Below are 18,548 nucleotides of genomic sequence, written 5' to 3'. Positions count from 1 at the left end.
CCTTGGGGGTCATTCTCCGTGGCTGAGATAGGCGCCCTCGCCCGGCGTTCCGTGCTCGAACGGTATCCTGAGGTGCGGCCTTGCCAGCCGGCATCCTCGCTTGAACAAGGGCGAGCATGAACGCCGGCGCCGAGGCTTCCAGCCGCTGTCTGTTGCAGCAGGAGGAATCGATATCGCGTCCGAACGCCATGTCCTCGCCCGTCTCGACGGCGCGGGGGCTGCGATCGGCAAGCCCATCACCATCACCGAGGACCGCGCGGGCTACGACGCCCTGCTGGCGGCACTCGCCCCGCCGCCGGTGCTCGTCGTCATGGGAGGCGACCGGCCATTACTGGAAGAACCTCTTCGCGGTGCTCACCGCCGCGGGCCACGAGGTCGCTCTCCTCAATCCCCTGATCGCCCGCCGCTTCCAGGAGGCCAGCCTGGAACGCACCAAGACCGACGCCATCGATGCCACTGGCCTCGCCCGCCTCGCCTTCGAAAAGCGCCCCGCACCCACCCATCTGCACGACGAGATCGCCGAGGCGCTGCGCGAGTTGGTCCGCCACCGCGACCGGCTGCGCCAGGATTTCGACGACCGCGTCCGCCAGCTCCACCGCCTGGTCGATCTCGGCTTCCCCGAATTCAACCGCTATGTCCGCGGCCTCGACAACATGCTCGCCACCTGCCTGTTGGCCGAATACCCCACCGCCCACGCCTTCGCCCGCGCCACACCCCGCCGCGTCGCCAAGCTGCGCTACGATGGCCGCCACTTCGTAGGACCCGAACTGGCCCAATCGCTGGTCGAGGCCGCCAAACACTCCGTCGGCCAGCACCACGGCCCGGCCTACAAGCTCCAGGCGCGTCACATCTGCCAGGACCTCGACACCTGGCGTAAACGCCTCGCCGAGATCGAGCACGACATCGAGGACCTGCTCGACACCCATATCCCGGGCAGGCTCATCACCAGCATCGACGGCATCGGACCGCAGACCGCCGCCCGCATCATCGCGGCCGCCGGCGATCCCGCCCACTTCAAGAGCGCCGCCGCCTTCGCAGCCTTCGTCGGCGTCGTTCCCGGGCTGCGCCAATCCGGCAAGCAGACCAGTTCCCGCGCCGGCATCGCAACGCTCGGTCATGCCAAGCTGCGACACGCCCTGTGGATGCCCGTACTCAGCGCGGTCACCCGCAATCCCTGGCTGCGTGCCTTCTACCTGCGTCTGCGCGCCGCCGGAAAACCCGCCAAGCTCGCCCTCATCGCCGCCATGCGAAAGCTCCTCCACGCCGTCTACAGCGTCGCAAAACACCGCAAAGCCTTCGTCATCGCCACAGACCAGGGGCGCCCGCTGGTGCCCACAAATAGCGCAACCGCGCGCCCTGCGCGGCGTGAAGAAATCGCTTGATGGACGTGACGGTATCTCAGCCCAGCCCCAGACGTCGCATTCCAGGCGATCGTCCTGCAAGTCCACGCCGGCGGTGAGCACCAGCGCGCCCGTGGGTGCGGCTGCGCAGCCGCGCTGCCGAGGATGATGCGCGGGATGCCGAGATAGCTCGGGGGGTAGGAGAGGTTCGCCTACACTCCACCGGCAAGCAGCGCCTGCATGCGAACCCCAACAGGACGGGACTCGCGTGACCAGACGATCCACCGCCGCGCCCGCGCCGGCGCCCACCATCCCGAAGATCCCGCCGACGCAGGTGCTGAGCCGGCTCGCCGCGCTGCAGGCTGCGCCCACCGCCATGCTGAAAGACCAATGGCGGGAGTTGTTCGGCAAAGAGCCGCCGCCCTGGAACCGCGCCTATATCCAAAGCCGGTTGGCGTACCGAATCCAGGAGCTCGCGTATGGCGGGCTGAAGCCCGAGACCGTCGACCGGCTGGTGGCGCTGGGTGAGCAACTGGATGGCGGCAACGTGGTGCTGCGCCGCATCCGCGCCGACAGTCGCCCACTGGCCAGCACGCGCCTCATCCGGGAATGGCAGGGCGTGCAGCACGTGGTCACCGTGCGCCAGGACGACTTCGAGTTCGAGGGGCGGCCGTATCAGTCGCTGTCGGCCATCGCCCGCCACATCACCGGCACGCGGTGGAACGGCTGGACGTTCTTCGGGCTGCGCGCGCGGGGTGACGCATGACCCGCCGCGTCCGCATCGAGCCGGCCATGCCGGCCACGACGAAAAAGCTGCGCTGCGCCGTCTACACTCGGAAATCCACGGACGAAGGGCTGGAGAAGGAGTTCAACACGCTCGATGCGCAGCGGGATTCCTGCGAGGCCTATATCACCAGCCAGCGCGCCGAGGGGTGGGTGCTGGTGCGCGATCGCTACGACGACGGCGGGTTCTCCGGCGGCACCCTGGAGCGGCCGGCACTGCAGCGCCTGCTGCGCGACATCCAGGCCGACCTGGTCGATGTCATTGTGGTCTATAAGATCGATAGGCTCAGCCGCTGGCTGATGGATTTCGCCAAGCTGGTGGAGGTGATGGATGCGCACGGCGTGACCTTCGTGTCGGTCACACAGTCGTTCAATACGACCACCAGCATGGGGCGGCTGACGCTGAACATCCTGCTGAGCTTCGCGCAGTTCGAGCGCGAGGTCATTGGCGAGCGAATCCGCGACAAATTTGCCGCGTCCCGCGCCCGCGGCATGTGGATGGGGGGCAAGGTGCCGCTCGGCTACGACGTAGTAGCGCGCAAGCTGATCGTGAATGAGGACGAGGCGCCGCGCGTGTGCAGGGTGTTCGAGATCTTCGCCGAGACGGGATCGGGCATGGAGACGGTGACCCGTCTCCGGGCGGAGGGCGCCACCAGCAAGGCGGGCCGGCCGCTGGACAAGGGCGACGTCTACAAGCTGCTGAACAACCGCACCTATGTCGGCGAGGCGGCGCACAAGGGTCAGGTCTATCCCGGTGAGCACCAGGGGATCGTGCCGCGGGAGCTGTGGGACTGGGCGCACGCCGTCCTGCAGATCAGCCCGCGGGTCCGCGCCAACCAGAATCGGGCGCAGACGCCGGCGCTGCTGAAGGGGCTGATCTTTGGGGTGGACGGGCGGGCGCTGTCGCCGACGCACGCCCGGAAGAATGGCCGGCTCTATCGCTACTACGTGGCTCAGCGCGTGCTGAAGGGAGACGCCGCCGGCGACGACACCATCGTGCGCCGGGTATCGGCAGCGGAGATCGAGGCGGCGGTGGTGGACCAGGTGCGGGCGCTTCTGCGCCAGCCAGAGATCGTGATCGGCACATGGCGGGCGGCGCGCAGGGAGGCGCCGGACCTGACCGAGGCCGAGACCCACGACGCTCTGGACCGGCTCGACCCGCTGTGGGAGCACCTGTTCCCGGCAGAGCAGGCGCGGATCGTCAGGTCACTGGTGGAGCGGGTGGTGGTAGGGCCCGCCGGCGCCGACATTCGGCTGCGGCTGGATGGTCTCGGCGGCCTGGTCCGTGATCTCGGCGCCATCGCGCCCGATGTCCTGAGGTCGGCAGCATGAACACGGCGACCAGCATCACCGTCCGGGTGCCGCTGGCAATCCGCTTCCGACCGGGCCGGAAGACCGTCGTGACGCCGATGGCGGATGGCGTGGCGCCGGTCACGACGCGGGCCGACCCGGCGTTGGTGAAGGCTCTGGCGCGGGCATTCCGGTATCAGCGCATGCTCGATCAGGGGCGCTACGCATCCATCACCGAGATGGAAGCCGCTGAGCGCCTCGAGCGGGCTACCTCGGCAGCCTCCTCCGCCTCACCCTCCTGGCGCCGGACATCGTGTCGGCCATCCTGGGCGGGCGGCAGCCGGAGGGCCTGACCTTCGCGGTGTTGGACGGAGGGGTGCCGGTGGGATGGGACGCCCAGCGCGGCACTTTGCGCGCGAATGGCCGTGGGTCTGGACCAACCTGAAGGATCGCCAGCCCGCAGACAAGGCTGGCGAATCACCGGCCTTTATGAAAGAAAGAGGGCAGAATTCTTCCTTGCGCCGCCCCTAGCGAAAGTCACCTTTCATAAGGATGCCTCAGCCCAGCCGCCAAAGCCGCCTCGGGCGATATGAGACGACCACCTTCGGCGGTGAGGCGACACGCGCCTTCGTGCCGCCGCCCTTGCCGCCCATCCCGCCGATCGACGTCTCCAGCCTGCTGGTGCCGCTGCAGCGGGCGCAGATGGCGCTGGGCCGTCTCGACGGCATGGCGTCGATCCTGCCCGACACCGGGCTGTTTCTCTATATGTACGTCCGCAAGGAAGCGCTGCTCTCGTCGCAGATCGCTCCTCGCAGAACTGGATCGGCGGCCCGCGCCCCAGCCTCGCGGCCTTCGTGCCCCCGCCGCCGCAGCTCGTCATGCCCTGCCTCGGCGACATGGAGCGGTTCATCCACGCCGACACGCCGGAGCTGCCAACGCTGCTCAAGGCGGGCCTGGTCCATGTCCAGTTCGAGACGATCCATCCCTTCCTCGATGGCAATGGCCGCCTCGGCCGCCTGCTCGTTACGCCGCGCTGTGGGCGCATGTGCGCGACGCCTTCGATTATCCGGTCTTCGTCGCCTTGCCGAAAGCGGTCGGCATCACCTCGACCGGCGAGACAGGCGAGAACGTCGGCAACGAACTTCCAACCGTTCTTGAAGGCTATCGTCGCTTCGAAAGCTGGCTGGCAGCTGGAGCGGTTGTCGCTGACGAACCGAGTTTCGCAGCATGATGGAGGTCTACCGCTTCAAAAAGCTGGACCGCTGGGACAAGTTTACGATCCCGCACCTGCACTTCCCGTCCCGCGTTTCTAGTGCGCGAATTGGTGACCTGCTTCGCCCCCGAAATGAAACCGTCGTCCGGTCAAAGCACTCGTTCGCTGACCTTCAACCGATTACAATCCATTTTGACGGCAACATATCGCGTCGATCCGTGAAAGATGGCCGCGATTATTCCATGGCGCTGAAGTGGGTCCGCCCGAACGATCTCGTCTTATCGAAAATCGACCTTAAGAATGGGGCGGTTGGCATCCTTCCTGCTGATTGGTCGAACGCTGTAGTGACCACGCATTTTGCGGTCTACGAGCCGGATACTACATGCGTCTACCCGCTTTATCTCCGATACATCGTACAAACAGGCGAGTTCAAGCGCTGGCTCTGGGCAAATCGCTCTGGTGCGGATGGCAGAACCGAGGTCAAGCTGTCGGTCTTTGAAGATCTTGAGATGCCCCTTCCGGATCTAGCCGAGCAACAGGGGATCGTCGTGGCCTATGACGCGGCGTTGAAGGCAGTGGCTGACAAGGAGCAGGCCGCAGAAGCCGCCGAGGCGAAAGCCATGGGCGATTTCGAGGCCGCGCTCGGCTTCACACCGCCCGTGCCTCTGCCTGACAAACCCATCTTCGTCGCTTCGTTCAAGGACCTCGACCGCTGGAGCCACGACGGTGTCCTGCGCCGTATCACTGGCGGTGCGACCGGCACCAGTACATGGCCCGTCGTTCGGCTCGGTGATGTGATCGCCGATCTCGAAAACGGCTGGAGCCCAAAATGCCTCGACCGCCCGGCCAAACCTGGCGAGTGGGGCGTCTTGAAGCTGGGCGCCGTGTCGTTTGGAGTCTTCAACGAGCTTGAGAACAAGGCGCTTCCGGCAAATCTGAAACCACGCCCCAAACTGGAGATGAAGCCTGCGCAGGTACTAGTCAGCCGCGCGAACATTTCCCGCCTTGTTGGCGCCACAGCCCTGATCGGCGAAACGCGCCCTCAGTTGCTACTCTGCGACAAGATTTTCCGTATGGTCTGGCGCAAAAACCCGCCCATCACACCCGAATTCGTGACTGAGGTACTCCGCATTGGTGACGTTCGTCGCCAGATCGAGGCCAAACTCACGGGCACCTCGCCCACGATGAAGAACATATCGAAGCCGTCTCTGCTTTCGCTTACCTTTCCCCTGCCGCCCATCTCTGACCAGCGCACGCTGATAGCCTCACTCAATGCTGGGCGAGCCGAAGCCTCCCGCCTGCGAACAGAGGCCGCCGCCGCCCGCGCCAAAGCCTGGACCGCCTTCGAGGCCGCCGTTTACGCTGCCGAGGCCAAAACGATCGCGCCGGTGCCCCAGTGCGCGGACGTGCCGCTTCCGGAGGCTTTGGCTTGATGGTTTTGCCCACCGAGCCGGCCCGGGGAATCGCGCGCAGCTTCCAGCGCAGCATAGGCGTCGACTACTCCGGCGCGGAAACGCCGACGGCTAGCCTGAAGGGGCTGCGCGTCTACCTGGCCGAGGGCGGCGCCACGCCCACGGAGGTTCTTCCCCCGCCCTCGCCGCGCAAATATTGGACACGGCGCGGCATCGCGGAATGGCTCGCCGAGCGCCTGGCCGAGGATGTGCCGACGCTGGTCGGCATCGACCACGGCTTCTCCTTCCCGCTGCGCTATTTCGAGGCGCATGGCCTGCTGCCTGACTGGCCCACCTTCCTCGACGATTTCCAGCGCCATTGGCCAACTGACGAGGATCACACCTACGTCGATTTCATCCGCGACGGGTCCTTCGGCCATGGCGCGGCGCGGCAGGGCAATGCCCGCTGGCGACGGTTGACCGAGCTGCGGGCGGGTGGCGCGAAATCGGTGTTCCATTTCGACGTGCAGGGCTCGGTGGCAAAGTCCACCCATGCCGGTATCCCCTGGTTGCGCTTCCTGCGTCAGCGGCTGGGTCCGCGCGTGCACTTCTGGCCCTTCGACGGATGGGAGGTGCCAGCCGGCAGGTCCGCGATCGCGGAAGTCTATCCAGCCCTCTGGAGCCGCGGCTTCGCGCGGGACGGCCGCACGGGCGACCAGCACGACGCCTTCAGCATCGCCGCTTGGCTGGCGATGGCCGACAGGGATGGAAGCCTCGCCACTTTCCTGCGGCCCCGCCTCAACCCCCCGGAGCGGACTGTCGCCCGGGTGGAAGGATGGATCCTTGGTGTGGCTGGCGCCCTGGATTCCTCCGGGACCGCCTTGATGGTGAAGGACCGAGGTGCCGGTGATTCCTTGCACTGACCGAGAAGGCGTCGCCGTGGCGGTGGTCACCGGCAGGCGGGGGCGGAAGTGACCGTTGTCGAAAGTGGTCACGCCCCCCCTGGATCGGGACGGATGATCGGCTTGGGGGTCAGGGTCGGGTCTTCCCTCTCCGGTCGCGTTTGCCTGGCGATCGACTTGAGGAATCCCCCAAGCTCAGCGCCGAGAAATTCTTGCCGGATCAACGAGATAAAGGTTGCGGGTTAAATCACCCCACCCCCAAGCTTCGGAGACTTTCGCGCCTCCGGAGAGCAATTTCGGGGGTCGTTGCGTTCTCCAACCCCTAAGCCACGGTCGCAAAACCCCAGGCAACCTGCGGTTCACGGCGCTGTCGGGGGAAGGGAAATGTGAGGTTGGAAAACCGACTGGAGCGGGCGAAGGGATTCGAACCCTCGACCCCAACCTTGGCAAGGTTGTGCTCTACCCCTGAGCTACGCCCGCGCTCCGCCAACGTCTTTAGCATGATGCTTTTCGAATGCAAGAGCGGCTTCGGCCTGAACTGTTCCGCGACAATAGGATGGCTTTGATCGCCCATCAGGATTGTGGTGGCCGGGGTCTGGCCAGAGGCTGGGCGTAGCGCCGGCCATGAGTCAGCGCCCGGCGCGGCAGTCTGAGCAGGACCGGTCCGCGGTTGCGTATGGCTTGTGCCGGAATGGTGCGGCGTCCCCCGGGGAATCGCCTCGTGCCCTGCACGCACGGCACTGAGCGGCATCGAGACTCTCGGTGCATCCGGACGGATTTTCCGCGGAGCACGATGGGGACCCGGCTTGAACCGGCGGGTTTAGGAACAGCGGGGGCCGGTGGAGCCGACGGCAGGATCACCCGTGGTGCGGGAAGTCAGGAGTCTCTGACGGGCCAGAGACCGATCGGCAGCCAGGCCGCAGATCGCATCAAGGCCAGCGTGCCATGGCAGCGGGCCATTCGCACCGGTACCTCACCCACATCGAGCGAAGGGCCGGGGTGGGTAGTGGCTGGCGGCCCATGATCCGTACAAGATATTGTGACAGAAATGTGAACGACTGGGAAGTCAATGGCATTGTGAGTCGGAAGTATAAGAGGGACAATAATGAGCCAGTACAGCCAAATAATCCTTCGATAAACATAAAATAAATCGACCTTTACTTTTGATCAGAGGGCATCTCCTGGTCGTTGTGGGTTCCTTGGGGGGAATGATCATGCAAGAAAATGGCAGGGTTGCGCTGGTTGGAAGCTTTCCCCTGGTCCTGGAAGGACTGAAGCACATTCTTGCTGAAGCCGGATTCTTTGTGTGTCTCTGCGCCAAGACCCTGGATGAAATTCTAGGGGAAGAAATTGAATTCGAACCAGATCTTCTGCTGGCAGCTCTGCCCTCCGGCGAGCTGCACGAGCATTCAGCCAAGTTGTTCAAGATCCGTGCCGGGTATCCCAAGGTAAAGTTCGTCTTCCTCGTTGATGCCATCGCGGAGGAGGACCCGATGCTGGCTTGGCCCCTGATCGACGGCCTCATCCTGCGCACCATCGAGGTAAAGGCCCTCATCAAGGCGATCGAGGTCGTCCTGCTGGGTGAACGGGTCGTCTCGGGAGTCTGTCGCGAGGCAAAGATTGCTGCGCACCCGTTCGCCGCAGAGCCGCAAGCCGGCACCGCATTCCAACTGAGGCAGCCTTCGCCGCGGGAGACGCAGCTTTCGCCCCGGGAAATGCAGGTGCTCTGCCACCTGAGCGGCGGCAACTCCAACAAGCTGATCGCGAGGCAGATCGGGATCAGCGAGGCGACGGTGAAGGCGCACATGAAGGCCATCCTTCGCAAACTGAGCGCCAGAAACCGGACGGAGGCGGCGGTCTGGGCCAAGTCTCACGGACTGGCCGTGAACGGACATGTCGGTAGCGCCTGACTGACCGTGCATGGCGCCTTGCCCCTTCCGGCGCCTGGCGGCTCGCATTCGATGCGGCCCTTATGAGACGCGACCCGGGCTACCTTCCCGGTCAGTTGCCGCGGCGCACTGCAGGCTTCATTGGACGGCGAGGCTCCGCCGCAGCCGCGCGATGGCGCCCGGCAGTCCGCGGATCTTCAGGACCCGTCCGGTCTCGTCATAGTCCTCCGAAAGCACGCGCGCGCTTTCATACACTTCGCTGATCAGGCCCTGCCGCGCATAGGGCAGCACCAGCACATCCTCCACCATCGCCGCCTCGAAGAAGTCGATGATCGTGTCGCGCAGCGCGCTCACATCCTCGGCCGCGTGGGCCGAGAGCAGGATCGCGTCCGGGTGCTTCTCGACCAGCAGCGCGCGGCGCTCCGGATCCACCCGATCCATCTTGTTCAGCACCAGGCGTGACGGCACCGCATCGGCGCCGATCTCGCGCAGCACGCTGCGGCTGACCTCCAGCTGCGCCTCGTAGGTCGGGTCCGAGGCATCGACCACGAACAGCAGCAATGAGGCCTCCAGTGCCTCCGCGAGCGTCGAGCGGAACGAGGCCACCAGGTCGTGCGGCAACTGCTTGATGAAGCCCACCGTGTCGGACACCAGCACGCGCGGCCGCGTCTCCGGCTGCAGGATCCGGACCGTGGTGTCGAGGGTGGCGAACAGCTTGTCCTCCACCAGCACCTCGCTGCCCGTCAGGGCCCGCATCAGCGACGACTTGCCCGCATTGGTGTAGCCGACCAGCGCCACCCGCAGCTGGTCGCGCCGCGCGGAGCGACGCTGGTCGCTGTCGCGCTGCACCGCTTCCAGCTGGTCCTTCAACTCCGCCAGCCGATCGCGGATCTTGCGGCGGTCGAGATCCAGCGTGCTTTCGCCGGCACCGGGGCCCTGCCGCCGCTCGCCACCGCCCGAGGATTCGCGCAGGCGGGGGGCGACGTATTTCAGCCGCGCCATCTCCACCTGCAGCCTGGCCTCACGCGTGTTGGCGTGCCGGTGGAAGATCTCGACGATGACGCCGGTGCGGTCGAGCACCTGGGCGCCGGTCGCCCGTTCCAGGTTGCGGATCTGGCTCGGCGACAGCTCATGGTCGACGATGACGAATTGCGGCCTGGGCCCGGCTACCGCCTCCGGCTCCGCCCTAGGTGCTGCCGCGCCGGCACCATCGAACCGCTCCCGCGCCTTGGCTTTCGGCGGCGGCGCCATGGAACCGACGATACCGCTGCCGCCGGTCAGCGCCGCGAGTTCCGCCAGCTTGCCGCTGCCGAGCAGCGAGCCGGCACCCGTTCCCTCGCGCCGCTGCGCCACGACTCCCACCACCTCATAGCCCAGCGTCTTCACCAGGCGCCCCAGTTCTTCCAGGCTGGCGGCGTGCGCCACGTCATCGACCTCCGGCGTCTGGATGCCAACGAGGATGGCGCGAGGAATCGGCGGCTTGGTTTCCATGGCGCCGCACTAGCATGAATCGGGCGCGACCCTTGCCTCTCCCCGTGGCGAGGTTCGCCATGCGCCTCCTCCCGCCATGGCGGTTCCAGCCCTGAGCCCCCGCCGCGGCAGATGGCTTCCCCCGCCATGCTGCCAGACTGCGCGGAGGCGAGGGAGGGGCACAGGTGCAGGGCATGTTCGGATTGGGGCATCAGGGGCCGCGCTGGTGGCGGGTGGCGCGCGGCAGCGTCCTACGTTTTTCCCGGCATCACGTGCTGGATGAAGCCGGCGCGGTCGCCGTCTTCATGCCGCTGGGGCTGGGCCCCGCCATGACGGAGCTGGTCCTGCCGTATGGGCTGTTCACCGAGCGCGCCACCGCGGCGCAGGACCTGCTCAGGCTGGCGCCGGTGATGCCGGAGGATGCCGCACGCCTGGTCGGCGAGCAGCTGGCGCGGCTCGCGAGGCAGGACCGCGACACGCTGGGCCTCGGCGGTTCGCTCGGCGCCGTGGTGAATGCGGAGCTCGAGAAGGCACAGGCCGCGACCGGGACGACAGGATGACGATCCGGTCGCCCGTCCGCGCCGATCCGCGCAACCCCGTTCGGCGACCGCGGCAGCGTGGTCGGCGCGTCGTGGGATGCGGTGGTCGAAACCGGATGGCGGAATCGCCGCGATTTTCGTCTGAAGGCTCCCCGCCTGTCGCGATCGTTCAAGACCTGCATGCCATGTCTGTCATGTTGATGACCGAACGAGACCGGTGGGTATCATGACGAGCGGACAGATTGTGGTGAACGGACGGGCGGCCAGCGTGCCCGGCGATTGGAACGACGAATCCGTCCTGTCCTTCCTGCGCTTTCACCTCCGCCTGGCAGGCGTGCGGTTCGGCTGCGGCGTGGGCCTGTGCGGGGCCTGCACCATCCTGGTGGACGGCGCCGCCGAGCGTGCCTGCCTGATGCCCGCGGCCGCCGCGATCGGCCGCCGGATCACGACCGCCGAGGGCTTTGGCGCGGCGGGCGGCGCCCCCGCCGCCGTGCTTCGCGCCTGGGAAGACCTCGCTGTGCCGCAATGCGGCTTCTGCCAGTCGGGCCAGATGGCGCAGGCCGCGGCCCTCCTCGCTCGGTACCCGCGCCCCGGGCCCGAAGCGGTGGAGGCCGGGATGGCCGGCGTGCTCTGCCGCTGCGGCACGGCGCCGCGCATCCGCGCCGCAACGACGCGCGCCGCGAACCTGCTCGATGGGGCCGCCTGAGGTGGCGGCGACCCGGCGCCACCTGCTGCACGGGCTGGCCGTGCTGGCCCTGGCCCCCACCCTCGCGGCCTGCGCGTCGCTGCCCGTCCTGCCGGGGCGACCCGACCCAGGGGACGCCGACAGCGCGGCCGGCTGGGTGGGCCTGACGCCCGAGGGCCGCGTCGTCCTGCACGCGCCGCGGCAGGAGATGGGGCAGGGCGTGGTCGGCGCGCTGCGCCGCATCGTCGCGGCGGAGCTGGAAATCCCGCCCGCCGCCATCGAACTGCGCCTGCCCGACACCGCGGACATGCCCCCCGTGCGCGCCACCGTGGGCAGCGAGAGCCTGCATCTTTTCGCCGAGCCCCTGGCCCGCGCCGCCGCCGCCCTGCGCGAGGAACTGCGGCGGCGTGCGGCGGCGCGGCTGGGCGTGGCGCCGGCCGCGCTGCGTCCCACGCCGGACGGCTTCGTGGCGGGGGCCGCGAGCGCATCCCTGGCATCGCTGGCCGATGGCGCGCCGGTGATCCTCTCGGCCGCCGCCCTGCGCGCGGCGCAGCCGCTCGGGGCCACCATTCCGCCGCAGGTGGGCCCGGCACCGGAGCTTTCCGCGGTGCTGCGCGGCGCGCCCGCCTTCGCCGCGGATGTGATGCCGGAGGGCCTGCTGCACGGGGCCATGCTGCGCCCGCCGCGTCTCGGTGCGCGGCTGGTGCGGGCGGGGGCGGACGCCGCCGCCACCATGCCGGGCTTCGTCGGTTTCGCCGGCGAGGCCGGTTGGGCCGGGCTGGTCGCGGAGCGCCCGGGGGCACTCGCCCGCGCCGTCGCCGCGGCGGAGGCGCGCTGGGAGGGGGGCTCGGACTGGGGCGAGGCGGAACTCGCGCGTGCCACGGATGTCGATGCCCGCCTCGCGGCGCGCGGTGGCGCCTCGCTGCCGCACCGGCTGCTCGATGCGCCGATGGACCAAGCGGCGCCCTGGACGCTGGACCTGCGGCTCGACGTGCCGATGGCCGCGCACGCCGCCATCGAGCCCCGCGCCGCCACCGCCCGCTGGTCCGCCGACCGCGCCCAGGTCGAGGTCTGGACCGGCACGCAGGACGCCTTCTTCGTGCGCGCGGTGCTGGCGCGGCGGCTGGGGCTGCGCGAGACGGCGGTGGTCGTGCGATCCTGCCGCATGGGCGGCGCCTTCGGCGGCCGCACCGTGCCCAATGTGGAGCTCGAGGCCGCGCGCCTGGCCCGCGCCGTGGCACCGCGTCCCGTGCTGGTGCAGTGGACCCGTGCCGACGAGTTCCGCGAGGCTTTCCACCGGCCGCCCTCCTCCCACCGCATCCGCGCCCGGCTGGGGCCGGAGGGGCGCGTCGCCGCCTGGTGGCACGCCTTCGTCTCCGGCCATGTGATCTTCACCGCCGCCGTGCTGCCGGAATGGCTGCAGCGCACCGCCAATGCCGTGACCGGCGACACCGGCATCGCGCGCGGGGCGCGCCCGCCCTACGCCTTCGGGACCGCACGGGTGGAGTTCGATGCGGTTCGCCTGCCGGTGCCGACCGGGCCCTGGCGCGGCCTGGGCGCCGCACCCAACGCCTTCGCCGTGGAAAGCGCCATGGACGCGTTGGCGCGGCTGGCCTGCCGCGATGCGGTGGCCTTCCGCCTCGCCCATCTGGACGGAGAGCCGCGGCTTGCCGCCTGCCTGCGCCATGTCGCGGCGATGGCGGGCTGGGGCCGCGCCCTGCCGCCAGGCCGCGCGCTCGGGGTTGGCTGCGCGCCCTACAAGGACGCCTCCTGGGCCGCCGTGGTGGCGGAGGTCGAGGCGGACGGCGCGGGGGGCCTTGCCGTGCGCGGCCTGTGGTGCGCGCAGGACAGCGGGCGGGTGCTGGACCCGGACCGCGTGCTCGCCCAGGTGCAGGGCAACCTGGCCTGGGCCGTCGGCTCGGCCCTCACCGAGCGCCTCGGGCTTGCGGACGGCGCCGTCGCGGCCAGCAGCTTCGCCGATTACCGGCTGCCCACGCTGGCGGACATCCCGCAGCGGCTGGAGGTGGCGTTGATGGACCCGCCGCCCGGCGCAGGATTCGGTGGCGCTGGGGAGACGGCGCTGGGCCCCGCGCTGGCGGCCATCGCCAATGCCGCGTCGCGCGCCACGGGCCGGCGGTTGCGCGCCCTGCCGCTGCTGGCACGCGCGGCATGACGGGCAGGGCCTTCGCCTCGGCCGGGCTGTTCGCACTGGTCTTCGACGGACTGCGCCGCCAGGGCATCGCGCCGCCCGTGCCATCGCCGCCCGGGCTGCGCTACGCGGCGCCCACCGTGCCACTCGGCGCCAAGCGGGACCTGCTCTCGGCCATCATGCGGGCGCACGGCCCGCTGCCGCTGCTGCGCGTGGGCGAGGCCATCGCGGACCAGGGCTTCCAGCCGATGCTGCACGCGCTGCTGCGGGCCCGGGGGCCGCAGGACCTGGTCACGCGCTGGCTGCGGCTCGAGCGCTATGCCCACACGCATCACCGCACGGCGGTGGACCGGCTGGACGGGCAGGGCGCGCGGCTGCGCCATGTGTCGCTATCCGGCGCGCCACCCTCGGCCGCCGAGGATCTGCTGGTGCTGGGCGTGTATCTCGGCCTGCTGCGGGCCATCGGCTGCCACGGGGTGGCCGCGCGGGTGGGCGGGCAGGTCGTGGCGCGGGGCGATGGCGGCTGGGATTCGCGGGGCCTTGCGCTCGCCGTCGCCGCCGCCGCGACGGCTGAGTGGGACATCGCCTGGTCCGGCTGGACGATGCGCCGCGATGTCGTGGCGCCGTGCCCGCCTCATGATCCGGCAGGTGCGCCCGCCATCAGCTTCGATGGCTGCGCGGAGGCCGTGTCCCTCGCCAGGCTGCTGGGCGAGGACCCGGCGCGGCACCTGCCGCTGGCCGAGGTGGCGGCAGCGCTGGGCCTGTCTCCGCGCGCCCTGCAACGGCGCCTGGCCGCCAGCGGGCTGACATTGACCGCCGTGCTGCGCACGGTGCAGGTACGCCACGCCTGCGCCCTGCTGGCCGGCGGCGAGGAGCCCCTGCCGGCCGTGGGCTACATCTGCGGCTTCAGCGACCAGGCGCATTTCACGCGCGAGTTCCGCAAGCGCGTGAACATGACGCCGGGCGCCTATCGCGGCCTGCTGCATGCGCCACGCGACCGGCCAGGCGGGGCGGCCTGAGCCGGCACGCTGACCGCGCCGCTGCCGCCCGGCATGTCGCGCCTTCGATACGTTCGGATCGCGTGCGGAGATGCCGAGGCATATGTTCTGTATATTCTATTACATTGATTGCTATATTGATTTCGCATGAGTTATAGAAATTTATCTGGGTTGCGGTGAATTTGTGGGGTCGATACTGATGGCGCGGCTAATCGACCCACACAAAGGACTAAAAATACAATGACCGAACTGGTTCGACTGACCGAGGACTATGGCTATACTTCGCTTCGCCTGACCGACCTAGGTGCAGGCTCAACCGTGGACGCCAGGGGCGCCACATGGATCGTCGACAACAGCCGCAACGACAACCCGACGGCGGGCCAGCAGGCCGACGAGGGCAGCGGTCCGATCAACCTCTATCCGTTCCGGGTCGATGGTGCGGGGCAGGGCCTGACGATCCTCGGCGGAACCTTCAACGGCCAGGTGCCGCAGAACTCCGACTGGGAGGATACCTACGTCAACTCCGCGGCGCTGCGCATCTCCCACGCCCCCGATGCCACCATCCAGGGCACCCGCGTCGACGGCGCCTGGGATGCGCTCCGCGTCTCCGATGCCTCGCCGAACTTCACGATCAACCAGGCCTGGGTCAGCAACATCCGCGACGATGCCTTCGAGAACGACAGCGGCTACAGCGGGACCATCAAGGACAGCCTGTTCGACGGTGTCTTCGTCGGCGTCAGCCTCGGCGATGGCGACAAGATCGACGGGTCCGCGAACACCGTGACCTTCGACGGCGTGCTGATGCGCAGCAAGGCCTATCTGTACCAGGGCGAGATGACGCACGGCTCGCCCATCAAGACCAATTCCGGCGCCTTCGACACCACGCCGCAGCTTCGGTTCATCGACACCGTCATGGCGATCGACACGCCGGATCACCGCGGCTGGACCCGGCTGGAGAACGCCTGGGAGAACACCGTCGAATCGCGCGGCAACGTCTTCCTGAACCTCTCGGACACGCCGCTGCCGTCCGACTATCCGAAGCCGACCCAGGGCTGGACCATCCTCGAGGGCCAGGCCGCGCGGAGCTACTGGGAACAGGCCCGGAGCGAATGGATCAGCGAGCATGGCGATGGCTCGGTGACCGAGCCGGATGATGCGGCCCAGCCGATTCCGGAGGAAGCCGCGCCCGCCGACCCGGTCAAGTCGGACCCGATCGAGTCGGACCCGGTCGAGGCGGACCCGGAGGAGGCTGCGCCCGCCGATCCCGACCCGGTCGAGCCAACGCCCGTCACACCGGCTCCCGTCACAACGGCTCCCGTCACACCGGCTCCCGTCCAGCCGGCTCCCGTCCAGCCGGCCCCCGCGGACCGCGCGACCTTCTCCGGCACGGATTTCAGGGGATCGAGCGGCGATGACCTCATCATCGGCAACGACCTGGACAACGTGATCCAGGGCCGCAACGGCAACGACACGATCAAGGGCGGCGCCGGCAACGACACGATCGATGCCGGGAACGGCGCCGATGTGGTGTGGGGCGGTGAGGGCCGGGACACCTTCGTCTTCGCCCGTGGCGGCGACATGGATGGCTCCAGCGTGGTCGACATCTTCATGGACTTCGAATCAGGCAGCGACGTCTTCGACCTCAGCCTGATCGATGCCAATGAGCGCATGTCCGGGGACCAGGCCTTCGCCTTCATCGGCACGGCTGCTTTCAAGGACGGAACCCCGGGGCAGCTTCGCGCCGCCTACGACCGCGCCGGGAATGTGACGGTTGTCGAGCTGAACACGGACCGTGACGCGGCGCCGGAGTACTGGTTCAAGGTCGCCGGCCAGCACGACTTCTCGGCCGCCGACTTCATCCTGTGACGCCGCTGGCCGGGCAGTCCTTCAGGCGATCAGGAAATCGCTGAACAGGTTGCCGGGTGCGATCTCGATCAGGCGCCCATCCATCTTGTGGCTGGCGCCGAAATCGGCGACGTAGATGTGGGTCGCGCCGCTGCCGTCACTGGCCGGCGCGACCTCGATGTCCTTCACGCTCGTGCGGATGGTGCCTGCGGCCACATCCGTCTGCGTGTTCCGGTAGTCCTGGAGAAGGGTGAGCATCTCCAACGTGTCACCCTGCCGGTCCACCACCCAGATGTTCGATCCGAACCCGCCACCGACCAGGAACACGTCGTACTCCGGCACGTAGGCCAGCGCCTCGGGGTCGATGATGCGGCTGTCGCTGAAGGTGAAGGAATCGACCAGCGCTGCGGTCCTGCCGGCGTGATCGACGCTGACTTCCTGCAGCGTGCGCGACAGCCCATTGACGATGAAGAGGTTGTGCGTGACCGGATCGACCGCCACGTCCTCGGGGTCGTCGGCCCCCAGGCTCTCGGCGTCGAAGGACCAGATCCGTCGGGACGGATCGGTCAGGTTGGTGACATGGATGGCCGAGTTGTCGTCGTCCGAGACGTACATCACGCCACGACCCGCGTCGATCGCGAGGCCGGTGGGCTCGTCCGAATAGCGCGGGGTGTAGCTGCTGAGCGGCGCACCGCCGTCCAGGTCGAAGGTGTAGATGCTGATCGGGTTGAAGGTGGGTTCCTCCTCGATCTCCGCATCGGAGATGATCAGCTTCCCGGTCAGGGGATTGTAGGCGATGCCGGATGGGTCGGGGATGCCGTACTGCCAGAGGTTGTGGATGGCGACGACGGACGGTGCGGGATCCGTGAGGGCGAGGGAGGCCGTCCCGTCCCCCACCGCCAGGGCCGTGCCGCCTCCGGCGATCGTGGCGGAGTCGATGCGGAGGGAGAAGGTCTCGATGGCTTCCAGCACGCCGTCGTCCATGACGGTGACGCCGACATAGGCGGTGGTCGCGCCCGCGGCGATGGTGACCTGCACGTTCGACAGACCAACGAAATCCGTGCCTGCCTGCGCGGTGCCGTTCACGGTGCTGACGGACAGCACGACATCCTGGTACCAGGGCTGCGACAGGGTCAGCGTGAAGTACACCGTGCCCATGTCTTCCGACTGCGGCCCCGGCACCGCCGCGGCGGCCGATGCGGTCGGCGCGGTGAGGACATGCATCTGCTCCGCGGTGAGGACGATGCCGGAGGAGAAGGTGGCCAGCGTGACCGCACCCTGGCCACCGATGCCGTCCGGATCCCATTTCAGGGCCGGCTTGCTGCCGGAGGTGAAGATGAACTGGCCATGACCCGACGCCGTGGCGGCGGAGCCGGCCACGAAGTAGGCGCCATCCAGCTGGCCGCCGCTGAGCCCCGCACCCTCGGTCAGCCCGAAGACACCTGCGTAGATGCCAATCCGGTCGATGGCCTCGAAGTCGTACACCACGTCGGCGGCGCCATCGTTCAGCCCGAGGACGAAGGTGTCCGCGCCGGCTCCGCCATAAAGATAGTCCTTGTCGGCACCCCCGATCAGGATGTCGTCGCCGTCGAAGCCATAGAGCGTGTCCACGCCGGCGCCACCGAACAGGACGTTCGACCCCGCATTGCCCCGGAGCGCGTTGCCGAGCGCGTTGCCCACGCCGTCCAGGTCCGCCGTGCCCAGAAGTTCGAGCCGCTCGACGAAGGCGCCGAGGCTGTAGCTGATCCAGGACTGGACGGTGTCGACGCCGCCGCTGTCGACGCCGGGCGAGTTCTCCTCGCTCACCACGTCGCCGACGCTGTCGACGACATAGACATCGTTGCCGGACCCGCCCAGCATCGTATCCGCGCCGGTGCCGCCATCGAGGCGGTCGTTGCCCGCGCCCCCGCTCAGGAAATCGTTGCCGCCGCGCCCGTAGAGGCGGTCGTTGCCGCTGAAGCCCGAGATCGAATCATAGCCCCCCGTGCCAAGCAGATCCTCGGCACCGCTGGTGCCGTTGATGACGTTGGGCGTGCTGGCCATGCTCATTGCAG

The 18,548-nt window shown here is 68.4% G+C and carries 15 protein-coding genes, 1 tRNA gene and 3 pseudogenes; 15 read left to right on the top strand and 4 right to left on the bottom strand.

From position 1 onward, the window contains the following. Positions 1–116 precede the first annotated feature (116 nt). Positions 117–1,382, top strand: a complete 1,266-nt coding sequence (locus ACFHPP_RS10245; RefSeq protein WP_437163167.1) for an IS110 family transposase — start codon at positions 117–119, stop codon at positions 1,380–1,382. Positions 1,383–1,412: 30 nt separating this feature from the next. Here ACFHPP_RS10245 and ACFHPP_RS10240 read toward each other — a convergent pair. Further along, positions 1,413–1,652: pseudogene (locus ACFHPP_RS10240) on the bottom strand (terminase gpA endonuclease subunit); the annotation flags it as partial. Between ACFHPP_RS10240 and ACFHPP_RS10235 the strand changes: the two are divergent. From ACFHPP_RS10235 to ACFHPP_RS10200, 8 genes and pseudogenes are all read left to right on the top strand, one after another. Further along, entirely contained in the window at positions 1,609–2,106 is a 498-nt protein-coding gene (locus ACFHPP_RS10235; protein WP_437163166.1) for a DUF2924 domain-containing protein, read from the top strand. The pseudogene ACFHPP_RS10240 and the gene ACFHPP_RS10235 overlap by 44 nt on opposite strands. Positions 2,107–2,132: 26 nt before the next feature. Continuing rightward, a complete protein-coding gene (locus ACFHPP_RS10230; RefSeq protein ID WP_437163165.1) occupies positions 2,133–3,455 on the top strand; it encodes a recombinase family protein in 1,323 nt (440 codons plus the stop codon). Continuing rightward, the gene (locus ACFHPP_RS10225; RefSeq protein WP_437163164.1) at positions 3,452–3,766 is read left to right on the top strand and encodes a hypothetical protein; all 315 of its coding nucleotides are present in this window, start codon (positions 3,452–3,454) and stop codon (positions 3,764–3,766) included. The genes ACFHPP_RS10230 and ACFHPP_RS10225 overlap by 4 nt, the downstream gene beginning before the upstream one ends. A 199-nt stretch (positions 3,767–3,965) precedes the next feature. Next, positions 3,966–4,205: pseudogene (locus ACFHPP_RS10220) on the top strand (Fic/DOC family N-terminal domain-containing protein); the annotation flags it as partial. A 29-nt stretch (positions 4,206–4,234) separates the two neighbouring features. Continuing rightward, positions 4,235–4,426 (top strand): annotated as a pseudogene (locus ACFHPP_RS10215) (Fic family protein); the annotation flags it as partial. Positions 4,427–4,458: 32 nt separating this feature from the next. Beyond that, positions 4,459–4,644, top strand: a complete 186-nt coding sequence (locus ACFHPP_RS10210; protein ID WP_437163241.1) for a hypothetical protein — start codon at positions 4,459–4,461, stop codon at positions 4,642–4,644. Next, positions 4,641–6,059 (top strand): hypothetical protein, encoded by a 1,419-nt coding sequence (locus ACFHPP_RS10205; protein WP_437163163.1) that lies wholly within the window; start codon positions 4,641–4,643, stop codon positions 6,057–6,059. The genes ACFHPP_RS10210 and ACFHPP_RS10205 overlap by 4 nt, the downstream gene beginning before the upstream one ends. Beyond that, a complete protein-coding gene (locus tag ACFHPP_RS10200) occupies positions 6,023–6,940 on the top strand; it encodes a hypothetical protein (protein WP_437163162.1) in 918 nt (305 codons plus the stop codon). The genes ACFHPP_RS10205 and ACFHPP_RS10200 overlap by 37 nt, the downstream gene beginning before the upstream one ends. Before the next feature lie 384 nt (positions 6,941–7,324). Here the strand turns inward: ACFHPP_RS10200 and ACFHPP_RS10195 are convergent. Continuing rightward, a tRNA-Gly gene (locus ACFHPP_RS10195) sits at positions 7,325–7,399 on the bottom strand. Positions 7,400–8,133: 734 nt separating this feature from the next. On the opposite strand from ACFHPP_RS10195, the gene ACFHPP_RS10190 reads away from it, so the two are divergent. Next, entirely contained in the window at positions 8,134–8,829 is a 696-nt protein-coding gene (locus tag ACFHPP_RS10190) for a LuxR C-terminal-related transcriptional regulator (protein WP_437163161.1), read from the top strand. Positions 8,830–8,946: 117 nt separating this feature from the next. Here ACFHPP_RS10190 and hflX read toward each other — a convergent pair whose 3' ends face one another. Then, on the bottom strand, positions 8,947–10,299 hold the full coding sequence (gene hflX, locus ACFHPP_RS10185) for a GTPase HflX (RefSeq protein ID WP_437163160.1): 1,353 nt from the start codon (positions 10,297–10,299) through the stop codon (positions 8,947–8,949). A 164-nt stretch (positions 10,300–10,463) separates the two neighbouring features. Between hflX and ACFHPP_RS10180 the strand changes: the two genes are divergently transcribed. The 5 genes from ACFHPP_RS10180 to ACFHPP_RS10160 all read left to right on the top strand — a co-directional run bounded on the left by ACFHPP_RS10180 (position 10,464) and on the right by ACFHPP_RS10160 (position 16,515). Continuing rightward, positions 10,464–10,838 carry a hypothetical protein gene (locus ACFHPP_RS10180; protein WP_437163159.1) on the top strand — a complete coding sequence of 125 codons (375 nt, stop codon included), beginning with the start codon at positions 10,464–10,466 and terminating at the stop codon, positions 10,836–10,838. A gap of 205 nt (positions 10,839–11,043) precedes the next feature. Continuing rightward, a complete protein-coding gene (locus tag ACFHPP_RS10175; RefSeq protein ID WP_437163158.1) occupies positions 11,044–11,523 on the top strand; it encodes a (2Fe-2S)-binding protein in 480 nt (159 codons plus the stop codon). Further along, positions 11,510–13,675, top strand: a complete 2,166-nt coding sequence (locus tag ACFHPP_RS10170; protein ID WP_437163157.1) for a molybdopterin cofactor-binding domain-containing protein — start codon at positions 11,510–11,512, stop codon at positions 13,673–13,675. The genes ACFHPP_RS10175 and ACFHPP_RS10170 overlap by 14 nt, the downstream gene beginning before the upstream one ends. Further along, positions 13,672–14,670, top strand: a complete 999-nt coding sequence (locus tag ACFHPP_RS10165) for a helix-turn-helix transcriptional regulator (RefSeq protein ID WP_437163156.1) — start codon at positions 13,672–13,674, stop codon at positions 14,668–14,670. Before ACFHPP_RS10170 ends, ACFHPP_RS10165 begins: the two co-directional genes overlap by 4 nt. A 219-nt stretch (positions 14,671–14,889) precedes the next feature. Continuing rightward, positions 14,890–16,515 (top strand): M10 family metallopeptidase C-terminal domain-containing protein, encoded by a 1,626-nt coding sequence (locus ACFHPP_RS10160; RefSeq protein WP_437163155.1) that lies wholly within the window; start codon positions 14,890–14,892, stop codon positions 16,513–16,515. A gap of 21 nt (positions 16,516–16,536) precedes the next feature. Here the strand turns inward: ACFHPP_RS10160 and ACFHPP_RS10155 are convergent, their stop codons facing one another. Beyond that, on the bottom strand, positions 16,537–18,543 hold the full coding sequence (locus ACFHPP_RS10155; protein ID WP_437163154.1) for a Calx-beta domain-containing protein: 2,007 nt from the start codon (positions 18,541–18,543) through the stop codon (positions 16,537–16,539). Positions 18,544–18,548: the final 5 nt, after the last annotated feature.

Source organism: Falsiroseomonas sp. E2-1-a20 (genome assembly GCF_051433195.1).
GTDB lineage: Bacteria > Pseudomonadota > Alphaproteobacteria > Acetobacterales > Acetobacteraceae > Falsiroseomonas.
Note: the sequence above shows the minus strand (reverse complement) of the source record. Positions and strands in the feature narration are given on the sequence as shown.

What these genes read in the sequence shown, in the direction of transcription:
- ACFHPP_RS10245 (WP_437163167.1), top strand. Translation starts at nt 117, where the DNA reads ATGAACGCCGGCGCCGAGGCTTCCAGCCGCTGTCTGTTGCAGCAGGAG.
- ACFHPP_RS10230 (WP_437163165.1), top strand. Translation starts at nt 2,133, where the DNA reads ATGCCGGCCACGACGAAAAAGCTGCGCTGCGCCGTCTACACTCGGAAA.
- ACFHPP_RS10225 (WP_437163164.1), top strand. Translation starts at nt 3,452, where the DNA reads ATGAACACGGCGACCAGCATCACCGTCCGGGTGCCGCTGGCAATCCGC.
- ACFHPP_RS10205 (WP_437163163.1), top strand. Translation starts at nt 4,641, where the DNA reads ATGATGGAGGTCTACCGCTTCAAAAAGCTGGACCGCTGGGACAAGTTT.
- ACFHPP_RS10190 (WP_437163161.1), top strand. Translation starts at nt 8,134, where the DNA reads ATGCAAGAAAATGGCAGGGTTGCGCTGGTTGGAAGCTTTCCCCTGGTC.
- hflX (WP_437163160.1), bottom strand. Translation starts at nt 10,299, where the DNA reads ATGGAAACCAAGCCGCCGATTCCTCGCGCCATCCTCGTTGGCATCCAG.
- ACFHPP_RS10175 (WP_437163158.1), top strand. Translation starts at nt 11,044, where the DNA reads ATGACGAGCGGACAGATTGTGGTGAACGGACGGGCGGCCAGCGTGCCC.
- ACFHPP_RS10170 (WP_437163157.1), top strand. Translation starts at nt 11,510, where the DNA reads ATGGGGCCGCCTGAGGTGGCGGCGACCCGGCGCCACCTGCTGCACGGG.
- ACFHPP_RS10165 (WP_437163156.1), top strand. Translation starts at nt 13,672, where the DNA reads ATGACGGGCAGGGCCTTCGCCTCGGCCGGGCTGTTCGCACTGGTCTTC.
- ACFHPP_RS10160 (WP_437163155.1), top strand. Translation starts at nt 14,890, where the DNA reads ATGACCGAACTGGTTCGACTGACCGAGGACTATGGCTATACTTCGCTT.
- ACFHPP_RS10155 (WP_437163154.1), bottom strand. Translation starts at nt 18,543, where the DNA reads ATGAGCATGGCCAGCACGCCCAACGTCATCAACGGCACCAGCGGTGCC.